General features: G+C 63.0%; 18 protein-coding genes and 1 other RNA gene. 16 read left to right on the forward strand and 3 right to left on the reverse strand.

What is annotated here, in order from left to right:
* The first annotated feature begins 4 nt into the window (after positions 1–4).
* From JNM03_RS07405 to JNM03_RS07440, 8 genes are all read left to right on the forward strand, one after another.
* On the forward strand, positions 5–2392 hold the full coding sequence (locus tag JNM03_RS07405) for a chemotaxis protein CheW (RefSeq protein ID WP_294035747.1): 2388 nt from the start codon (positions 5–7) through the stop codon (positions 2390–2392).
* Complete coding sequence (locus JNM03_RS07410; RefSeq protein WP_294035748.1) at positions 2389–2826, forward strand: chemotaxis protein CheW; 438 nt, start codon at positions 2389–2391, stop codon at positions 2824–2826. The genes JNM03_RS07405 and JNM03_RS07410 overlap by 4 nt, the downstream gene beginning before the upstream one ends.
* Before the next feature lie 61 nt (positions 2827–2887).
* Entirely contained in the window at positions 2888–3262 is a 375-nt protein-coding gene (locus JNM03_RS07415) for a response regulator (RefSeq protein ID WP_294035750.1), read from the forward strand.
* 10 nt (positions 3263–3272) lie between these two features.
* Positions 3273–4385, forward strand: coding sequence for a chemotaxis-specific protein-glutamate methyltransferase CheB (cheB, locus tag JNM03_RS07420; RefSeq protein ID WP_294035752.1), 1113 nt, complete (start codon positions 3273–3275; stop codon positions 4383–4385).
* Positions 4382–5254 carry a protein-glutamate O-methyltransferase CheR gene (locus JNM03_RS07425; protein WP_294035754.1) on the forward strand — a complete coding sequence of 291 codons (873 nt, stop codon included), beginning with the start codon at positions 4382–4384 and terminating at the stop codon, positions 5252–5254. Before cheB ends, JNM03_RS07425 begins: the two co-directional genes overlap by 4 nt.
* Before the next feature lie 67 nt (positions 5255–5321).
* Positions 5322–6011 (forward strand): N-acetylmuramoyl-L-alanine amidase, encoded by a 690-nt coding sequence (locus JNM03_RS07430; RefSeq protein WP_294035756.1) that lies wholly within the window; start codon positions 5322–5324, stop codon positions 6009–6011.
* A gap of 151 nt (positions 6012–6162) precedes the next feature.
* An RNA gene (gene rnpB / locus JNM03_RS07435) (RNase P RNA component class A) lies at positions 6163–6549 on the forward strand.
* Positions 6550–6620: 71 nt separating this feature from the next.
* Positions 6621–6773 carry a hypothetical protein gene (locus JNM03_RS07440; RefSeq protein WP_294035758.1) on the forward strand — a complete coding sequence of 51 codons (153 nt, stop codon included), beginning with the start codon at positions 6621–6623 and terminating at the stop codon, positions 6771–6773.
* 63 nt (positions 6774–6836) lie between these two features.
* Here the strand turns inward: JNM03_RS07440 and JNM03_RS07445 are convergent, their stop codons facing one another.
* Positions 6837–7499 carry a hypothetical protein gene (locus JNM03_RS07445; protein WP_294035760.1) on the reverse strand — a complete coding sequence of 221 codons (663 nt, stop codon included), beginning with the start codon at positions 7497–7499 and terminating at the stop codon, positions 6837–6839.
* A gap of 236 nt (positions 7500–7735) precedes the next feature.
* On the opposite strand from JNM03_RS07445, the gene JNM03_RS07450 reads away from it, so the two are divergent.
* Positions 7736–9439, forward strand: coding sequence for a caspase family protein (locus JNM03_RS07450; protein WP_294035762.1), 1704 nt, complete (start codon positions 7736–7738; stop codon positions 9437–9439).
* Positions 9440–9451: 12 nt separating this feature from the next.
* Here JNM03_RS07450 and greB read toward each other — a convergent pair whose 3' ends face one another.
* Together greB and JNM03_RS07460 are read right to left on the reverse strand one after the other, a co-directional pair.
* Positions 9452–9937: a transcription elongation factor GreB gene (greB, locus tag JNM03_RS07455; protein ID WP_294035763.1), complete on the reverse strand. Its 486-nt coding sequence runs from the start codon at positions 9935–9937 to the stop codon at positions 9452–9454.
* Positions 9938–9943: 6 nt separating this feature from the next.
* Positions 9944–11971, reverse strand: a complete 2028-nt coding sequence (locus JNM03_RS07460) for a lytic transglycosylase domain-containing protein (protein ID WP_294035765.1) — start codon at positions 11969–11971, stop codon at positions 9944–9946.
* 100 nt (positions 11972–12071) lie between these two features.
* Here JNM03_RS07460 and dapA point away from each other — a divergent pair, with 100 nt between their 5' ends.
* From dapA to recA, 7 genes are all read left to right on the forward strand, one after another.
* Complete coding sequence (gene dapA, locus JNM03_RS07465) at positions 12072–12953, forward strand: 4-hydroxy-tetrahydrodipicolinate synthase (protein WP_294035767.1); 882 nt, start codon at positions 12072–12074, stop codon at positions 12951–12953.
* Positions 12954–12957: 4 nt separating this feature from the next.
* Positions 12958–13443, forward strand: a complete 486-nt coding sequence (gene smpB, locus JNM03_RS07470; RefSeq protein WP_294035769.1) for an SsrA-binding protein SmpB — start codon at positions 12958–12960, stop codon at positions 13441–13443.
* A 47-nt stretch (positions 13444–13490) separates the two neighbouring features.
* Entirely contained in the window at positions 13491–14069 is a 579-nt protein-coding gene (locus JNM03_RS07475) for a DUF2062 domain-containing protein (RefSeq protein WP_294035936.1), read from the forward strand.
* Positions 14070–14165: 96 nt separating this feature from the next.
* Positions 14166–16229 carry a M13-type metalloendopeptidase gene (locus JNM03_RS07480; protein WP_294035771.1) on the forward strand — a complete coding sequence of 688 codons (2064 nt, stop codon included), beginning with the start codon at positions 14166–14168 and terminating at the stop codon, positions 16227–16229.
* Positions 16230–16360: 131 nt separating this feature from the next.
* Positions 16361–18697: a response regulator gene (locus JNM03_RS07485; RefSeq protein ID WP_294035937.1), complete on the forward strand. Its 2337-nt coding sequence runs from the start codon at positions 16361–16363 to the stop codon at positions 18695–18697.
* Positions 18690–19040, forward strand: a complete 351-nt coding sequence (locus tag JNM03_RS07490) for a response regulator (RefSeq protein ID WP_294035772.1) — start codon at positions 18690–18692, stop codon at positions 19038–19040. Before JNM03_RS07485 ends, JNM03_RS07490 begins: the two co-directional genes overlap by 8 nt.
* A 203-nt stretch (positions 19041–19243) precedes the next feature.
* The gene (recA, locus tag JNM03_RS07495) at positions 19244–20326 is read left to right on the forward strand and encodes a recombinase RecA (RefSeq protein ID WP_294035774.1); all 1083 of its coding nucleotides are present in this window, start codon (positions 19244–19246) and stop codon (positions 20324–20326) included.
* The last annotated feature ends 141 nt before the right edge of the window (positions 20327–20467 follow it).

Below are 20467 nucleotides of genomic sequence, written 5' to 3' on the forward strand. Positions count from 1 at the left end.
CGCAATGGACGATCTGCTGAACGATTTTCTGGCTGAAACGGCGGAAATCCTTGCCGAAGCGGGCGGGGCGCTCGTTGCGTGGGAAACGGACCCCGCCGACCGCGCGCAGCTCGATGCCATCTTTCGCCTCGTCCACACGATCAAGGGGAGCTCCGGCTTTCTGTCGTTGCCGCGTGTCACGGCGCTGTCGCATGCCGCAGAAGATGCGCTCGATCAGGTGCGTCGCGGTCATCGGTCGGCGGACGCTGCGCTCGTCACCGGCGTATTGGCAATCATCGATCGCCTGTCACAGCTTTGTACGACGCTGGGTCAGGAGGGCGTCGAGCCCCCGGGCGAGGACGGTGACGTAATTGGCGCCCTGATTCCCGTCGACGAAGCGCCCGCCAAGGCAGCCGACATGCCTGAAATCCGGCTTCGGCGCGAGGATGATCTCAGTACTGACTTGCAAGGGTGGCGCTCGATCCGGGTGCCGCTGCCCCTGCTCGACAGCGTGATGACCGGCGTGACCGACATTGTCCTCGCCCGCAACGAGTTCGCGCGCATGTTGCGCGATTCGGGCGCGAATCCATCGCTCATCGCGTCTTTCGACCGCCTGTCCGATTCGATCGCCGGCATGCGCCAGTCGGTCAGCCAAATGCGGATGCAGCGCATCGACAAACTCTTTGCGCCGCTTCCCCGGATCGTCCGCGACCTCGCGCGGGATCTCGGCAAGAAGATCCGCTTCGCGACAAGCGGCGGCGAGGTCGAACTGGACCGCGAGATGATGGAAAATATCCGCGATCCGCTGATCCACATCGTCCGCAACGCGATCGACCATGGCATTGAAAAGCTCGACGACCGGGTCGCAGCGGGCAAGGACGTCACGGCGACCATCCTGGTCTCGGCGCGCCAGTCGGGCAACCAGATCGAGATCGAGGTCCGCGACGACGGTCGCGGGATGTCGCCCGATGCGCTCGTCGCCAAGGCCGTCGCCTCGCGCCTTCTCACGGCCACCGACGCGCGCGCGCTGACGCCGAAGGAAAAGCTCGAACTTGTCTTTCGCCCCGGATTTTCGACCGCGGCGAAAGTCACGTCGATCTCGGGACGCGGCGTCGGCATGGACATCGTCAAGGCCAATGTCGAAAAGATCGGCGGCATCGTCGAACTGCGCAACGATGAGGGGCGTGGTCTTGCCGTGGTCCTGCGCGTACCGATGACGCTGACGATCATTTCGGGCCTGATGGTACGCGCGGCGGGGCAGTATTTTGCCATTCCGCGAGGTTCGGTGCGCGAAATCCTTCTCGAAACCAGTGACAGCGTCCGGATAGAGCGCGTGGGCGGCGGAGAGCTTGTCAACGTCCGGGGGCAACAGTTTCCGCTGCTGCGCCTCGAAACCATTCTGGGCCGTGCCCGCGATGACCGCGACGACATCGAAGATCGCGCGCTGGTTCTTGTTCAGCCGGGGCAGGGGCAAAGCTATGCGCTCAGCGTCGCGGCGATCCACGATCATGAAGAACTGGTGATCAAGCCGGCGGCGCCGATCATCATGGCGACGGGGCTTTATGCGGGCACGACGCTGCCCGACAATGGCCGCCCGGTGCTGCTGCTCGATGTCCAGGGTATCGTCGCCGCCGCTGCGATCGACGCATCCGAAACCGGCCGCCAGATGGACCGAACCGTCGAGGCAGAAGCCGCGGCCTCCGCGGCCCGCAACGCGGCGCAGCTCCTGCTCTTCCGGGACACGAACGGCCGGACGCGCGGCGTTCGCCTGTCGGTGATCGAGCGCGTCGAGGAAATTCCCGCGCCGGCGCTCTTCGAAAGCGCCGGGCGCGTGCAGGCGCGGATCGGCGAAGATATCTTCCCGGTTCACGCCGCCGCGCTGCCAGACGGTCAGGGCGCGGTGAAGCTGCTGCGGCTGCACGACGGTCACTCGGTTCTCTGTTATCCGATCGACACGGTGATCGACATCGTCCGTCTGCCCGAAGCGGTCCTGCCCGCCGCCGTGCCAGGACTGATCGCGGGGGTCGTGCTTGTCGCCGGCGACCCCGTCGAGCTCATCGATCCCTTCTGGTTGATGGAACAATATGCGACCGGCGCGGCCGCGTTGTCCGTTCGGCCGCCCGTCTGCCGGATTGCCGAAGACCATGATGGCTGGGGCAGCAGCTTCCTTGCTCCGATTCTGCGGAATGCGGGCTACCGGGTCGTTTCCGAAACGTCGGACGAAGCCGCCGACATCTTGTTGTGTCTCACCGGCGACAGTGCGGCGTGCGCGCATGGCGGCGGCGACCTTCCTGTGATCCGCCTGCGCACCTCGGTCGCGGCGGCGAGCCCCGAGGACGACACTGTCTATCGCTACGATCGCGCCGGCCTGCTCGACGCGCTGCGCCGCCGCGTCGGAGGGACCCGCGCATGATGGACAAACTCTATCTGGTGGCACGTATCGCCGACACGCGCGTCGCATTGCGGTCGCGGTCGATCCATTCGGTTGTCGCGGTCGGCACGCCTGTCGAAGTGCCCGCGGCACCGCCCCATGTTTCCGGGCTCTTCGCGCTGCGCAGCCGCGTTTTCACGCTGATCGACCCGCATGTCGTCGTCGGCTTGCCTGCCGTCCCCGTGGCACCCGGCCAGCGTGTCGTCGTCGTCGACGTCGCCGAGCATGGCTACGCGCTGCTCGCCGACGAGATCGAGGACGTCTGTTTCATCGATGCGCCCGAAACGCGCATCACGGGCCGGCTGTTGCCCGGTTGGGCGCGCGTCGCCGAGGCGCTGATCGAACATGAAGGGCAGTCGCTCCTCGTCGTCGATCCGTCGCATTTCATCACCTTGCCGGTCCAGAAGGCCGCATGAATTAACGAGCTGAATACCCCTTCAGATTAGCATGGCGCGAAACCGGGGTGCGGAGGAACAAATGTCGAAGTCTTGTCTGGTCGTCGATGACAGCAAAGTCATCCGCAAGGTCGCGCGACACATTCTTGAATCAATGGAATTTTCTGTCGACGAGGCGGCCGATGGGCAAGAGGCGCTGACGTTTTGCCGCGCCAACCGTCCGGACGTGATTCTGCTCGACTGGAACATGCCGGTCATGAGCGGGATGGAGTTTCTGACCGCGTTCAACGATCTCGATTTCGGGTTCGAGGAACGGCCGCGCGTTGTGTTCTGCACCACCGAAAACAGCATCGATCATATTCGCGCCGCGATCGAGGCTGGTGCCGACGAATATGTGATGAAGCCGTTCGACCGCGAAACGCTCGAAGGAAAGATGCAACTCGTCGGCGTTGCCTGAGGTCGTTGCCATGGCGCACCCCCGCCCCCTGACATCCACTCCCGCCACGACCGAAGCTCCGGCGGGGCGTCGCGTTCGCGTGATGCTCGTCGACGACAGCCTGGTCGTTCGCAGCATCCTGGAACGGATCGTCGATCAGACCGCCGGGCTCCAGGTGTGTGCGTCGGTCGCATCGGCGCACGATGCACTTGCCGTGCTGGCGTGCGAACCGGTCGACGTCGTCGTGCTCGATGTCGAAATGCCCGGGATGAATGGCATCGATGCGCTGCCGCATATCCTGAACCGCGCGGCCAATGCCCGGGTCCTGATCCTGTCGTCGAACTGCGTCGAAGGGGGGCCGGCGGCCATAGAGGCGCTGGCGCTCGGTGCCAGCGACACGCTTGCCAAGCCTGGCCGTGGCAGCTTCTCGGGCCGGTTCGCACAGGTCCTGACGGAACGCATCCTGTCGCTGGGCCAACAGCGCGAGATTCCCGTGGCGGCGCGCATCGCGTATCGACCGCCGGTGCCGCCGGCGCCGGTCGTGGTGGGTTCCGAACGATCGCTCGACTGCATCGCCGTCGCGGCTTCGACCGGGGGTATTCCAGCCTTCACGAATTTCATTACCCAACTCGACCCGCGCATCGCAGCTCCGATCCTGCTGACCCAACATCTGCCCGACGCTTTCATGGAGTTTTACGCGAAACAGATCGCGACGATGACGAAGCGTATGGTGCGTGTCGCGACCGCAGGAATGAAGGTCGAACCCGACCATATCTATCTGGCCCCCGGCGACGCCCATCTGACTGTGGCGACGATCGGGCGCCACCGGGAAATTGTCCTCGACCGACGGCCCGTCGAAAATGGCTGCTGTCCGTCGGCTGACCCGATGTTTGCGTCGGTCGCGGATTCCTATGGTGCGGGAGCGGTGGCAGTGGTGCTGAGCGGCATGGGCCGCGATGGCGCAAACGGCGCTGAGCGGCTCAAGGCTGCCGGCGGCACGATCTTTGCTCAGGCGCCCGAAAGCTGCGTCATCTGGGGTATGCCCGGCGCGGTCGCCAAGGCCGGGCTGGCCACCGCCACGCTCAATCCCGACGCGATCGCCTTGATGCTCGGCAGCTATCTTTCGGCACGTACCCGGTCATGATGGGGGGCAGCGCCAGCGAATCGGCTTACCGTGTCCTGATGGGCGTGCTGGAATCGCGTACCGGACAGACGCTGTCGCCGAACCGCATCTGGCGCATCGAAATGTCGTTGAAGCCGGTGATGCAGCGCCACGGGATCGCCGATCTCGACGCACTCGTGGCCGCGCTCGTGACCTCGAACAGCCGCCAGCTGCTCGACGATACGGTCGATGCGATGCTCAACAACGAAACCTTTTTCTATCGCGAACATAGTGTGTTCGATGATATTGCTAATACAGCGCTTGAGCATATTCGCCAGATCAACGCACGTCAGCGCCGCTTGACGGTCTGGCATTGCGGCGTGTCGACGGGGCAGGAGGCCTATTCGCTGGCCATGCTGCTTGCCGAACAGGAAGCGAAATGGGCGGGGTGGCAGATCGATATCGTCGGCACCGACGTCAGTTATCACGCGATCAGCCGTGCCCGCGTCGGCCTGTTTACCCAGTTCGAAATCCAACGGGGATTGCCGATCCAGCGCATGGTGCGCTGGTTCGACCAGACCGAGGCTGGCTGGCTTGCCAAGGCCGACCTTCGCCGCCGGGTCGATTTTTCAGTGCAGAACATGCTGCTGGACCGTCCGCCGCTGGCGAACCCGGCCGACCTTATCTTCTGTCGCAACCTGCTGCTCTATTTTTCGTTGCCGATGCGTCAAAAGGCCTTTGCACGCCTTCGCGCGATGGCGGCGCCGCAGAGTTTCCTGGTGCTGGGCGCCGGCGAAACGGTCCTCGGGCAGACTGACCAGTTCGTTTCCAGTCCGCGCCTCCGCGGCCTGTATGAGCCTGCCGACCAGCAAGTCCGCCGGCCGCCAATCGCACCGTCGATCGCCGCCTGACCTTGCTTTTTGCGCCCCGCTGGCGCAATCGACGCACAGGCAAAGGCAGGACGGACCCACAAAGCGCATGAGCGATTTTATCGAACGCTGGTCTCCCAATTGCGACGAGCGTTCGTTGCCCGTTTCGATGATCGTCCTCCATTACACCGGCATGAAGACTGGTGCCGAAGCTCTTGATCGGCTTGCAGATCCGGAGGCGAAGGTCTCGGCGCACTATGTCGTCAGCGAGGATGGGCAGATCACCCATATGGTGCCCGAGGACAAGCGGGCCTGGCACGCGGGCAAGTCGCACTGGCGCGGGGTCAGCGACATCAATTCGGCCAGCGTCGGGATCGAGATCGTCAATCCGGGGCACGAATGGGGCTATGTGCCGTTCCCCGATCCGCAGGTCGCGTCGGTGGTGCGCCTTGTCCACCTGATCAAGGACCGTCATGCGATCACGCGCGGCAATGTCGTCGGGCATTCGGATATCGCGCCGACGCGCAAACAGGATCCGGGCGAACTTTTCCCATGGGAAGAACTCGCCCGCCGCCGCCTGGCCCTCCCGCGTCCCCGCAAGAAACTGACCGACCCGTTGTGGACCGACGCCGGGTTTTTGCTGGCACTCGAACGGTTCGGCTATGATGTGACCGACGGATTTGCGGCAACCGTCGCGTTCCAGCGGCGGTTTCGTCCCGAACTGATAGACGGGACGATCGATGGCGAATGCCGGGCGATCCTGCTGGCTTTGTTGCTGCCGCAGCCCGAGGGTAATTGATGGGCTGCTGACGGCCGGTAGTGGACGTTCTTCTCCCCTCCGCAGGCGGGAGGGGTGTCTGGCGCATTGTCGAACGTCCGCTTCCAACCCTCAAACAGGCCTTTCGACAATGGCTCGTAATGGCCTTCCATTCGCGCTATACTTGTCCCAGCCAGAGGGTCGGGCGATCGCCGCTTCGCGCAAGCGAGGGGGAGGAAAGTCCGGGCTCCACGGAAACCACGGTGCCGGATAACGTCCGGCGGCTTCGGGAAGCCGAAGTCAGGGAAAGTGCCACAGAGAGCAGACCGCCAAAGGCTTCGGCCCGGCGAAAGGTGAAAGGGTGCGGTAAGAGCGCACCGCGCGGACGGTAACGGACGCGGCATGGCAAACCCCACCGGGAGCAAGGTCGAATAGGGATGGCACGAGGAAACTCAGGGCTGGTTCCGGCCCCGCCGTCCGGGTTGACTGCTTGAGCGTTCGGGTAACCGCGCGCCTAGAGGAATGATCGCCCATCCCCGCAAGGGGTGGACAGAACCCGGCTTACAGACCCTCTGGCTACGTCTCTTCGACAGCGCGGGAACCCTGCGTATCCAGCCCGCGTTCTATGCGGACCCGAGAAGGAGGCGTATCATGCACGTCGTCGATGACCACGTCGAAGTCAGCGAAACCGAAGCAAGTGGCGGGGTAAAGGGGCAGGGCGTGCGCTATGTCCTGGCGATTTCGCTGCTGCTCGCCGTGATCTTGCTGTCGGCCATCTGGATCGTACCCGCACTGCTCGACTGATGGGCGGCTTTCCGCACGCTATCGGGGCGTTACGGGAAGATCGTGCGCGACGGATGGAGCGGGTCACTTGCCCTTCATCGCCATATCCAGCGTTTCCGCGGCGTCGGGCGTATCCTCCATGTACCAGGCCTTGACCGGCCGCTTGAACCGCATGACCGCGGATGCATCATAGGTCGCGTTTTCGCCCTCGCCGATCAGTTTCATCCGCGTCGCGGTAACGTCGCCGGTCAGGACGTTCCAACTCATCTCGGCGCCGTCATGCGCATAGCTACGGCTGTAGAGCGTGGCATCCAGCCCGATCAGGCGCATCCTCGGTTTCGCCTTCTCGCCGCGAAAACGATAGGTCGCCGACACGGCGGTGGTACCGCCGGTCAAATCCTTGACCACCAGCACACCTTTCGAAATCGTCATGTCGGCAGGACCGAGAGGATAGGCGTCGAGTTCAATGCTGCCCGCCGGCTCGTGATAAAAATCGAATTCGCCGCGTACCGCGAACTGGACATGGAGCGCCCGTGCGTCGTCGCCGCGGACGATCCAGGCGGTGTCGGCGTCGCCGTCGCCGTTGAGGTCGCCGTCGACGCGCGCTTCGATTTCCTCGCCGCCTTTCAGGGTCGCGGCGATCTCATCGGCGCTCAGGACCGGAACCTCATAACGCTGCATCGCTTGCGCCGTTGCCGACGCGAGCAACAGCGCCGTCAAAGCCCCAACTATGATCGATGTTTGCATGCATTCCTCCGCGACCGGTCGACAATCCGTATAGGCGCTCCTCATGCCATTGTTTATGACCGCGCTCACAGGAGAAATTCGCTTTCCTACAATCTCCGGCCGACTTACGTTCCCGCTGTGCCGCCGGTCTCGGTGATCGCAGGATGCGCGGCGAGCCGAAATGCGATTTCAGAGTAAAGTTGGGCAGTTTTCTGCGACTTTTCGTGGCAGGGGATTCGCGCGGGGGAAGGTCGGGTATGACGGGTGGGAAATGGTTGCGGATACTGGTTGCCGCGATTTTTGCGCTATGTGCCGCGCCGCACGCGATGGCGCAGGCCACCAGTTGCGGCAAGGCGCCGCTCAAGGGCGATCGCGTTGCGCTTCTGATCGGTAACAGCGCCTACAACGACTGGGAATGGCCTTCGCTCAAGAATGCGGTGAACGATATCGACTATGTCTGCGATGCGTTCGCCAGGGCGGGTATCGCGCCACGGATCATCCGCAACGCCGACAAGGCGGCGCTCGACGGCGAACTCGCCGAATTCGCCGACGAGGCGCGGGGCGCCAAGTCGGTTATCCTCTATTATGCCGGACATGGCTTCGAATATGGCGGGCGCAACTGGCTGGTGCCAATGGATGCGCCGCCCGCGACGCGCCGCGCCGATGTCGAAAAGCGCTATCTGTCGATTGAGGCGCTGGTGAAGCGTGTTGTTCCACCGGGGGCTTTTACGCTGTTGTTCGTCGATGCCTGCCGCACGGCAGAGCCTGTCGTACGGATCGAGGATGCCGAGGTCGCGCGGGGAGAAGCCGGGTCCGCGCCGCTCGGGCTGCTCGACATCGGACAGGGCGCGGTCTTCTATTCGACCGCGAAGGGGCGCCCGGCGCTGGACTTCGCGCCAGTCGGTTCGCCGGTCAGCCCCTTTGCGGCGGCCGTGGTCAAGGAGCTTGGCATTCCTGGACTTGAAATATCCGACTATTTCAAAATTGTATCGCGCGAAGTTTACAAGCGGACTTACGGGATGGAATTGGGTCCCCAGCAGCCGTTCCATTACGGGAGCTGGTTCGACGACTATTATCTCGTCGCGCCGCCCGACGTGTCGGATCCGGGCAGCGGCGGCGGGACTTTCGGTTCATTGTCGGCGGCGGCGCCAAAGGCTCCGGCCGGCGTGCGCGGCGGCGTCAATCCGCTGGCCGACGTTTCACTCGACCGGCTCGCGATCGAGGATGAGCCGGTCCTGATCGCGGATGTCCTCTCGCGCCACCCGGCCGCCGAACTGATCGGCCTGGCCGACGGCGGCGATGCGCTCGCGCAGCATCTTGCGGGCTATATGTTTTCCCTTGGCGTGGGCGTGAAAAAGGATGTGGCGCGCGCGCGTGCCTATCTGGAGAAGTCGGCGGCGCAGAATTTTCCTGCCGGTCAGCAGGAGCTTGCCTATCTGCTGCTCGAAAACGACGCGACGCCTGACAATGTCAAACGCGCCTACGATCTCTACGTCGCGTCGTCGAATGCGGGCTTTTCGAAAGCGAAGACGCATCTGGCCTATCGGCTCGCGGTCGGCACGTTCGGACCCGCCGATTTTGTCCGGTCGCAGGCGCTTTATTCGGAAGCGGCGGAAAAAGGGCATCCGGCGGCGATTTTCGCTCTGACCTTTTTTCCCGATGCGCGCGTGACGAACATGGGGCGGCTGCGCAGCATCGCCGACGGCGGCAATCCGGAAGGCAATCACTGGCTGTGCGAAGCGCATTTCGCCGACAAGACGCTCACCGCCGCGATCGATGATTGCGGCGTGGGCGCACGTGCCGGTTTTGCGGGATCGCGGGCGATCTTGGCCTGGGCTTATGCGAAAGGGAGCGGAGTCGCCGCCGATCCGAAGGAGGCGGCCTATTGGGCGAAGCTGGCCCGCGACCTTCCTGAACTGCGCAAGGATCAGCGCGACCTGATCGCCGGAATCGGTGAGTGACCGATCAACGGGTCAGGATGGATAGCGTATCGCCATCACTTCCCATTCCTTCGGTCCCGCAGGAAGCTGGACCGTTCGAAGGTCGCCGACCGCCGCCCCGCGGAGCGCGCGAGCGAGGGGGCTGTTCCATCCGATCCGGCCTTCGCCGGCCTCGGCTTCATCGTCGCCGACCAGCGTGACAGTACGCCGCACGTCGTCGTCATTGGCGAGTTCGACCGTCGCGCCGAACCAGATGCGGCTCTTGTCCGGTTGTCCGGCAGGGTCGATGACCCGGGCCGCCTTCATCCGGCGTGCCAGGAAACCCAGCCGCCGGTCGATCTCGCGCAGCCGTTTCCGCCCATAGATATAGTCGCCGTTTTCGCTGCGATCGCCATTACCGGCGGCCCAGCTGATCACCTCGACCAACTTTGGCCGCTCGTCGCCGAGCAGGTGCTGATACTCGCTGCGCAGCGCTGCAAAGCCGGCAGGGCTGATGATGTTGGTCTTGTCCCCCGCCACCGGGCGTTACCCCGGCGTCGGCTTGCCGAGATAGAAGCTCAGCGGCGCCTTCGGCAGCGTCCGGCCGTCGCGCAGCGTATCATAGACGACCGCGTTTTCGAGTACGCGCTGAACATAGTTACGTGTCTCGAAGATCGGAATCGCCTCGATCCAGTCGACCATGTCGATCCCGCCGCCGCGCGGATCGCCGTTCGCGCGCAGCCATTTGTTCACATTGCCGGGCCCGGCATTGTAAGCCGCGACCGCAAGCGGGTAGCTGCCGCCGAAATAGCTCAGCATCTGCTGGAAATAGGTCGAACCGAGCGTGAAATTATAATTGGTGTCCGAGGTCAGGGAGCCGGCGTCATAGCTGAGGCCCAGCTTGCCCGCGACTTCGCGCGCCGTACCTGGCATCAACTGCATCATGCCGCGCGCCCCGGCATGGCTTACCGCTTGCCGGTCGAACTGGCTTTCCTGCCGCGTGATCGCGTGGATGAAGGTCCAGTTGCTCTCATGACCCGACGGGACGCGGACGGTTGGGAATCCCGACACTTCGACCGCATCGAGGCTGTTTGCCTGCGCGCTGCGACCGATCATCACGCCGAGGTCGGGCCGCCCGATCGCCGATGCAAGCTGTCCCGCAAGAACATGGTCGGAAGGCGATGTCGCACGCTGCGCGAGCGCACGCAGGAACAGCGACTGCTCGCGCCATGCCCCGATTTCGCCGAGCGCGCGAGCCGCGCGAACGAGACGGTCGTCCTCGAAAGCGCGCTTCTGGTCGCTGCTGACCTGAATGGTCGGCGTCGGCAACGGCTTTGGCTGCGAACGGCCCAGCCGTTCGAGCGCGAGCTGCCCGTAGAACTGGTCATAATGTTGCGCGGCATCGGCGAAATGCGCGTTTGCGGTTGCCGCGTCCCCGGCGGCCAGTGCGGCGCGGCCGGCCCAATAGAAACCCTTGGTTCGTGTCTGCGCCGAGCGCGCGGCCTCGCCGTAAAGCCGGAACAGCCGCGCCGCGTCGCCCGGCTTTCCGACGCTTTTGTACGCAAGCTGGCCGGCGAGCCAGGCGAGCGACGTATAATCGTCGCGGACGCCGAGCGGCGCTTCGCGAATGACGACGCCGGGCGGAAAGCTGTCGTCTATCTGCTTTGCGATATTATACGCCGTCATCTTGTCGCCGGCGGAATCCGCGGCCCGGGCATTGGTCAGCAGCGTTTCGAGCCATTCTTCGGGATCGGTCGGCGCCTTGGCGAGCGTCCGCGGCGCAGCAAGCAAGGCGCGGGCTTCGCCGGCACGGTTGGCCTTGCGAAGCCATGTTGCCTTGTCAGCGATATAGCCCGCGTCGGTCCGGACAAGCGAAGGGTTAAGGCTTTCGACCGCCGACGCTTGGAGCGCCGCATCGACGCTACCGCTGCGCATCGCCAGGCGCGCGGCAAAGATGGCGCGCTTTTCGGGCGAGGTATAGGCGATCTGACGGCTCGCGGCGCCCGTCGCGCCAAGCCACAGCAAGCGATCCATCCGTGCGTCATGATCGGCGAGACTGAGAGCGCCCGGGAAGAAGGTCAGAACGCGATTGGTTTCAAACTCGTCGAGCGTGCCGCCGGTCCAGGCACGGCGCACCGCCGCATTGGCTTCGTCGCGCCGGCCGGTTGCGTTGAGCGCGAGCGCATAACGCAGTTCGCCGCTGGAGGTCCGCGGGGGGTAGGCCTGGAAATAGGCAAGCGTGCGCTGGGGGTCGTAGCTGTCCAGCGAGATCGACTTTTCGGCCCGTACGCGAAGCTTGTCGGCATCGGGCCAGTCGCGGTTCGCCATCAGGAAGCGCGACACCTGGTCGAACGAGGCAGTGTTGGTTGCGGTCAGGCGGCGCCATTCCATCACAGCGTCGCCGACCGAACTCGTCGATGGCGGAGGCCCTGCCGAAGCGGCCAGCCCCATCTGGGCGCGATACCAGGCCATTTGTTCGGGAGTGAGTTCCCCTGCGTGAACGGCGGCAGGGACGAGAAGGGCGGCGGTGAGCGCCAGCCGGGAAATACGGGTCAGCGAAATCATGCCGGCCATGGTAGTACCAAACTCCTTGCGGGGCGCTGAATAGGCGTCCAATAGCGGCGCGCCGGTCTTTCCTATCGGTCACGCGGAGTCTTTAGTAAAGGAGTGGAGCATGTTTTCGGGGTCGATTCCCGCCTTGGTGACGCCATTTCGCGACGGTGCGTTCGATGTGCCGGCGTTCAAACGGCTCGTAAAATGGCAAATCGACGAAGGAAGCCGTGCACTCGTGCCATGTGGTACCACCGGTGAGAGTCCGACACTGAGCTTTGACGAACATTATCGCGTCATCGACACTTGCGTCGAAGCCGCTGAAGACCGTGTGCCGGTCATCGCCGGTTGCGGGTCGAATGATACCGCGACCGCAATCCGCCATATGCGATATGCGCAGCAGGCCGGCGCCGCCGCAGCGCTGATCGTCGCGCCCTATTACAATCGACCGACCCAGGAAGGGATGCTCGCGCATTTCAAGGCGCTGGCCGATGCCTGTGATCTGCCGATCGTTGTTTACAACGTCCCCGGGCGGACGGTGGCGGATATCAGCGCCGAGACGATGTGCAGGCTTGCCGAGATCCCGAAAGTGGTCGCGACCAAGGATGCGAGCGGCGATCTGGCGCGCGTAACGATGCACCGGGCAGTCGCCGGCAACGATTTCTGTCAGCTCAGCGGCAACGATGATCTCTGGCTTCCGCATGCCGTGCTTGGCGGCGTCGGTTGCATTTCGGTTACCGCCAACGTTGCACCACGCCTTTGTGCCGATTTCGCTGCCGCTTGCGCAGCGAGCGATTGGGCTGGCGCGCTGGCGCTCCACGACCGGCTGTTCGGTCTGCACAAGGCGATGTTCTCGGACGCTTCGCCTGGCCCGGCAAAATATGCGTTGTCGCGTGTCCATGACTGGTTTTCGTCGGAAGTGCGCTTACCTATCATTCCGGCGTCCGATGCTTCCCGAAAGGCCGTCGATGCCGCGCTGTTCGCGGCTGGAGTCCTCCAGGTTTAACGTCATGGCCCGTCCGCAGTCCGCCGCAGAATTCGACAAGAAGAAGGTCGTCGCCGAGAACCGGCGCGCGCGTTTCGACTATGCGATCGAACAAGTGTTCGAGGCGGGGATCGCTTTGCAGGGTACGGAAGTGAAATCGCTGCGTTTTGGTGAGGGAACCATCGCCGAAAGCTATGCGGAGGTCACCGGCGGCGAGGTGTGGCTGATCAATGCCAACATTCCTGAATTCAGCCACGGCAATCGTTTCAATCACGAACCTCGGAGGCCGCGCAAACTGTTGCTCAACGGTCGCGAGATCAACAAGATGCATGCTGGGGTGATGCGGCAGGGCATGACGCTGGTGCCGCTCTCGGTTTATTTCAACAGCCGCGGCCGTGCGAAGGTCGAACTTGCGCTCGCCAAAGGCAAAAAGGCGCACGACAAGCGGGAGTCGATCAAGGAACGCGACTGGAAGCGCGACAAGCAGCGCCTGATGAAGGAACGCGGATGAGCAGCGGCGCGCCACGGGATCCAAAGGTCAAGGACAAGGCGTTCCTGATGAACTGGATTCGCCGCAACTCGCCGACGCGGGAGGAATTGCTGGCGAGCCGTTTCGTCAAGCCTTTCTCGCACCGTGTTGCGCACAGTCATTTGTGGAGGTTCACGCGCACGTCCGTCCGGCGCGGTACCGCACTGGGCCTATTTGTCGGCATTTTCTTGCTGATTCCGGGCGTCCAGATTCTGGGCGTCGCGTTGCTGGCGCTGCCGTTCCGGGCCAATATCCCGATCGGCGCGGCAATGACCTTTCTGTCGAATCCCGCGACGACGCCGCTGCTGATCGCGGCTTCGGTCTGGCTCGGCAACAATATGTTCGGGCTCCATGCGAATGTCGCCACCTTCTCGATCATGATCGACAAGGGGGCATCGGCGGGCGAGTGGGTGCGATGGTTCTTTTCCGATGCGGCCCCGGCGCTCGTTGCCGGGCTGTTCATCATATCAGTCGTGTCGGCCATCGTTGGCTACGTTCTTGCATCGGTGATCTGGGACAACTGGATTCGCCTCCGCTGGCGCCGCAAGATTCGCCGCGCGCGCGACCAACGACTTGAGGCATCGACGAGCGACGCCGCCGCTGGTTGAACCGCGAAGCGCCTAGCGTATAGCTGTCCCATCGCAAGATCGTGGCCGCAGCATGAGCCGTCGGCGCGTTTCCGTTTGTTTGATCTGGGGATTATCATGACTCGTCAGAAATTTTCTTCGCGCCTGATGGCGACGGCGGCGCTCGGCGCCATGCTTCTTGGTTCGGCGCCCGCTTTCGCGAAGGATACGGCGCCCGCCTCGTCCACGCCCACGGCGCCCGCCGCGAAGCCCGAAATTGGTGCTTTCGGCTTTGACCTTTCGGGCATGGACAAGACTGTGCAGCCGGGCGACGATTTCTATGCCTTTGCCAACGGCACCTGGGCAAAGAACACGGTGATCCCGGCCGACAAGTCGAATTATGGCATGTTCACCGCGCTCGCCGACCTGTCGCAAAAGCGGACGCGCGAAATCCTCGACGTGGCGAAAGACGATCCGAGCAGCATGATCGGGCGCGCCTATTCTTCCTACCTCGATTCGGCTTCGGTCGAGGCGAAGGGCCTCGCCCCGATCCAGCCTTGGTTGGCCAAAATCCGTGCCGTCGACAAGGCAGGTCTTGCCAAGCTGCTCGCCGAGGGCGACCGCAGCGGCGTTCAGCATTTCTTCGGCGGCTATGTCGGGCAGGACGACAAGAATCCCGACGTCTATATCTACTCTCTGTTCCAGGGCGGCATCGGCATGCCTGATCGCGACTTCTACCTGAAGGATGGCGAACGGAACGTGAAGTTGCAGGCGGCGTACCTCCAGCATCTGGAAAATGTCCTGACGCTTGCTGGTGAACAGAATGCGGCGGCGCGAGCCAAGGCGATCTATGCTTTCGAAAAGCAGATCGCGACGGTCCATTGGGACAAGAACGACAGCAGCGACGCGACCAAGGTCTATAACAAAATGACGATCGCCGACTTGGCCAAGGCCGCGCCCGGCTTTGACTGGTCTACTTTCATTCGCGGTCTGGGTGTCAACGAGGACACGATTCTCGTGTCGCAGCCGAGCGCCTTTACCGGCGAGGCCAAACTGATTGCAGATGCGCCGATCGAAGTCATCCGCGACGTCCTTACCGTCCGTAGCCTCGACGGCTTCTCGGGCGTTCTTCCCGATGCGGTTTCTAAAGAGGCCTTCTCCTTCTATGGCACTGCGCTGTCGGGCACCCCGCAGATGCAGGAGCGTTGGAAGCGCGCGGTCGATTTTACCACCAACAATTTGGGTGAGGCCGTCGGCCAGGATTATGTCGCGAAATATTTCCCGCCCGAAACCAAGGCCGCGATGGATGTTCTCGTCAAGAATGTTCTCGCCGCGCTCGACACGCGCATTGGCAATCTGACCTGGATGCAGCCCGCGACCAAGGTGAAGGCGAAGAAGAAGCTCGCCAATTTCACGACCAAGATCGGGTATCCTGATCGCTGGAAAGATTACAGCAAGCTGGAGATCAAGGCTGACGACCTGTTCGGTAACGCGCTGCGCGCCAACCAGTTCGCGCATGACGACAATGTCAGCCGCCTCGGCGGTCCGATCCGCCGTTGGGAGTGGGGGATGACGCCGATGGAGGTCAACGCCTACGCCAATTTCGGTATGAACGAGATCGTCTTTCCTGCCGCCATCCTGCAACCACCTTTCTTCGATCCGAAGGCGGATGCCGCGATCAACTATGGCGGTATCGGTGCGGTCATCGGTCACGAAATCAGCCATCATTTCGACGACCAGGGTGCGAAATATGACGAAACGGGTAAACTTGCCGACTGGTGGACGCCGCAGGATGTTGCAGCATTCGAGGCCGCCGGAAAGGCGCTCGTCGCGCAATATGACGCCTATGAAGTGCTGCCCGGTGAGCATCTCGACGGCACTTTCACTCTCGGCGAGAATATCGGCGATCTTGCCGGCCTGACAATCGCTTATGACGCCTACAAAAAGTCGCTCGGCGGCAAGCAAGCACCGGTGATCGACGGCCTGACCGGCGACCAGCGCTTCTTTCTTGGCTGGGCGCAGGTATGGCGCCGCAACTATCGCGAACAGAATCTGGCGCAGCGGATCACGACCGATCCGCATTCGCCGTCGATTCAACGGTCTTGGGTCTCGCGCAACCTTGACCCATGGTATAAGGCCTATAGCGTCAAGGAAGGTCAGAAGTTGTACTTGGCGCCGAAGGATCGTGTCCGCATCTGGTGATGCGCAACCGGGAAAGTTAATCGTTGACCGCGCAAAGCCTGCCTTCCGCTGATGAACATTTCAGCCGGAGGGCGGGTTCCACGGAACCGCTCTCCGCTCGCGCGATTCTATCGCGCATCGATTTCGCTATCATCGGCGGCCTCGCCCTGCTGTCCGTCGCGCTGCTTTTCTGGGCGACGCGCAGCGGCGTGCTGGCGGCTGGTTTTCTGGCGGGGTTGGCGATTGCGGTGGGCGGCACCCTGCTGGCGCGTCGATTGTTTCCTGCAAGCGTCGCTGGGGAGGCGGCCGCCCCCGACTGGACGATGTTACGTCAGGCTGTGAACCATGACGATGTCGCGATCGCTGTCACGGACCGGGCCGGTCGCCTTGTCTGCGCCAATGACCTGTTCGCGACCTGGATGGGTGGTTTCGTTACGCCGCCGGGGTTGCCGCTCGAGGGACGTGGGGCGGAGCTTCTGAAGAATGCCGGTCGTAACGCCTGGCGCGATGGCGAGGGGTATGTTGATGACATCGCCGTCGGTCCGCTGCCGTTGCGAGCGCAGGTAACGCGCACGGGGCAGGCCGAGGATTATCTTGTCTGGCGTTTTTCGGCCCTGGAGCGGCTCGACCTGGCAACCGAAGTCGTACGGCACCTCGATGGTCCCGCTGGCCGCACTCTGGGCCATGCCGGTGTCATGACGGCGCTGGTCAGCGCCGAAGGCAGGCTCCGTACGGCGAACCATGCTTTCCTTCTGCGTGCGCTCGGCGAAGGCGATCAGGCGCATTATGCGGGGCGTGATGTTGCCACGATGCTGCGCCTCGACGATGCCGGATCGTTGTTCTTTGCTCGCGAGGGCGACCGCGCGACGCCGGTCCGGATGATCCAGATTCCGCTGACTCCTGCCGACATGAACGGTGCTGTTCTGCTGGCGATGCTCGACGAGGAAATGGGACCTGCGGATCGCGGCACAGCGCAGACCTATGTCGAGACGCTGCTGTCATTGTTACCGTTTGGGTTGGCGCTCGTCGATCGGGACGGGCGCTTTCTCTATATGAACCGGGCGTTCCTTCGGGCGGCCGGGGTGGGTGAGGGCAAGCCGCCGCGATATCCCGGCGACTTGGTGGTCGGTGAAGACAAGAGCCCGCTCGCCGACATGATCCGTCGACATAGCAGCGGGCAGCAAGTCGGCGGCGATCTGTCGATCCGACTGGCCGGGCAGGGCGACGAACCTGTGTCGATGCGCGTCGTCGGCGTGCGGGGACTAGGCGAAGCGGCAGTGTTGCTGAGCCTCAAGGATTCGAGCGAGGAATCGAGGCTCAAGCGTCAGGTCGCGCAAGCGTCGAAGATGCAGGCGGTTGGACAGCTTGCCGGCGGGGTCGCGCACGATTTCAACAATATCCTGACTGCGGTGCTGGGGTCGTGCGACCTGATGCTGATGCGTCATACGCCGGGCGACAGCGACTACGACGATATCCAGCAGATTCGCAGCAACGCCAACCGCGCCGCAAGTCTGACACGGCAATTGCTCGCCTTTTCCCGTCAGCAGACGCTGCGTCCCCAAATCCTGCAACTGCCCGACGTGATTTCGGAAGTATCACACCTGCTCAAGCGCCTGATCGGCGATACGGTGCAGCTTTCGGTTCATCACGGTCGCGGTCTCGGAGCGGTGCGCGCCGACCCCGGGCAGCTTGAGCAGGTGATCATCAACCTTGCGGTCAACGCGCGCGACGCGATGCCGGGTGGCGGGACATTGACGATTGAGACCTATCCGGTATCGGCGGCCGATGTTCGTCAAATGGGCAATGAATTCATGCCGCCCGCCGACTATAGCGCGCTGAAGGTCGGTGATACCGGCACCGGCATTCCGGTCGACGTGCTGCCCAAGATTTTCGAACCTTTCTTTACTACCAAGGACGTAGGCAAAGGCACGGGGCTGGGTCTGTCGACCGTGTACGGCATCATAAAGCAGTCGGCGGGGTTCATTTTCGCGGACAGCAAACCGGGCGAAACGAGCTTTACGATTTACCTGCCTGTCCATCGCGCCGAGAATGGTGCGCCCGTAACTCCGACGCCGACGGTGAAGCCTAAGAAGAGCCAATGGGGTACCGGGACCATTCTGCTTGTCGAGGACGAGGACATGGTTCGGGCGGTTGCGGAACGCGCATTGACCCGTGCGGGTTATAGTGTCGTGACCGCATCGCAGGGAGAAGAGGGGTTGGAGCGCTTTGCCGGGATGGACAAGATCGATCTGATCCTCAGCGACGTGGTGATGCCGACGATGGATGGCCCCGCGATGGTACGCGCGATGCGAGCGAAGCGGCCGACACTGCCGGTACTCTTCATGTCGGGCTATGCCGAAGAACAACTCCGCCAATCGATCAACATCGAGGATGTCGCCTTCCTGCCCAAGCCTTTTTCGGTCGCGCAACTGGCTGAAGCGGTGTCGGCGGCGCTCGACAACGCCGCGCATCGTGCGTCCGATGATTGAAGCGCTGCGGATCCTGCTCGTCGAGGACGATGTTTTGATCGGCATGATGCTGGTCGATATGTTCGACGCGCTCGGTCTGCCCGAGCCTGCGCAGGCGACGACGAACGAAGAGGCGCTGGCGCTGATTGCAAACGAGCCCCTCCTCGGCGCACTCGTCGATATCAACCTGGGTGACGAAAAAGGCTGGCCGATCGCCGATGCGCTGGCGGCCCGCGACATTCCGTTCGCCTTCACTTCTGGCGGGGGCGACGTCATCCCGGCTGAACACGCGGGGCGCAGGCTGGTCTCCAAGCCGTTCAGGCTTAACGACATCGAAGCGGCGATCCGCGAGTTTTCGGCCTGACGGCCGGGTATCGTCACCCTGCGACCTTCGGAATATGGTCTTCTCCTTGCTACATTCTCCAAGACTTCACCTTTTTCCGGACGAATGAAAAGGAGGATGGGAGATTAATTTGTTCCCCTCTTGTTCCTGCAGAACAAATGTGGCACATAGGGTCCAGCGTTGCGATGCTCATGCTGTCGCTCTAGAGCTGGAAAGGGACGGTTATGGCCGGACAATTATCACTCGTCGAATCGGGGAAATCAGTGAACGGAACGGACAGGCAGAAGGCGCTCGACGCCGCGCTCGCGCAGATCGATCGCGCGTTTGGCAAGGGCTCGGTAATGAAGCTGGGCTCGAAGGAAGCGATGCAGGTCGAGGCGATCTCGACGGGTTCTCTCGGGCTCGATATCGCACTTGGCGTCGGCGGGTTGCCGCGCGGCCGCGTTATCGAAATCTACGGGCCGGAAAGCTCGGGCAAGACGACGCTGGCGCTGCACACGCTGGCCGAAGCGCAGAAGACAGGCGGGACGGTCGCGTTCGTCGACGCCGAGCATGCCCTCGATCCCGTCTATGCGCGCAAGCTGGGCGTCAATATCGACGAGTTGATCGTGTCGCAGCCCGACACCGGCGAACAGGCGCTTGAGATCGTCGATACCCTCGTGCGTTCGAACGCGATCGATGTGCTTGTCGTCGATTCGGTTGCGGCGCTCGTTCCGCGCGCCGAAATCGAAGGCGAGATGGGCGATAGTCATGTCGGGCTGCAGGCGCGCCTGATGTCGCAGTCGCTGCGCAAGCTTACCGGCTCGATCAGCCGTTCGCGCTGCATGGTGATTTTCATCAACCAGCTCCGCATGAAGATCGGCGTGATGTATGGCAATCCCGAAACCACGACGGGCGGAAACGCACTCAAATTCTATGCTTCGGTTCGCTTGGATATCCGTCGTACCGGCCAGATCAAGAATGGCGACGAGATCGTGGGTAACACCACGAAGGTGAAGGTGGTCAAGAACAAGGTGGCGCCGCCATTCAAGCAGGTCGAATTCGACATCATGTACGGGCAGGGCATTTCGAAGATCGGCGAAATTCTCGACATCGGCGTCAAGGCCGGGCTCGTCGAGAAATCGGGTGCCTGGTTCAGCTATGACTCGATCCGTATCGGCCAGGGCCGCGAAAATGCGAAGACTTTTCTGACCGAAAATCCCGAGCTTCGCGAACGCCTCGAAGCCGCGATCCGCGGCCGGACCGACGCCGTGGCTGAGGAAATGATGGCCGGTCCTGACGACAACGGCGACGACAACGACAATTGATGGTGATCCGGCCGGTTTGTACTCCAACGGATCGGTCGGCTGACGGCGGCGGGCCGCTATAGATTTGCACATGCCCCTCTCATGCAGGTCGGCCCGCCTGCCGTTGTTTCCCGCATGGTTGCGCCTTGCGCAGGGTCGGCC

This window comes from Sphingopyxis sp., from assembly GCF_016793825.1.
Taxonomy (GTDB): Bacteria; Pseudomonadota; Alphaproteobacteria; order Sphingomonadales; family Sphingomonadaceae; genus Sphingopyxis.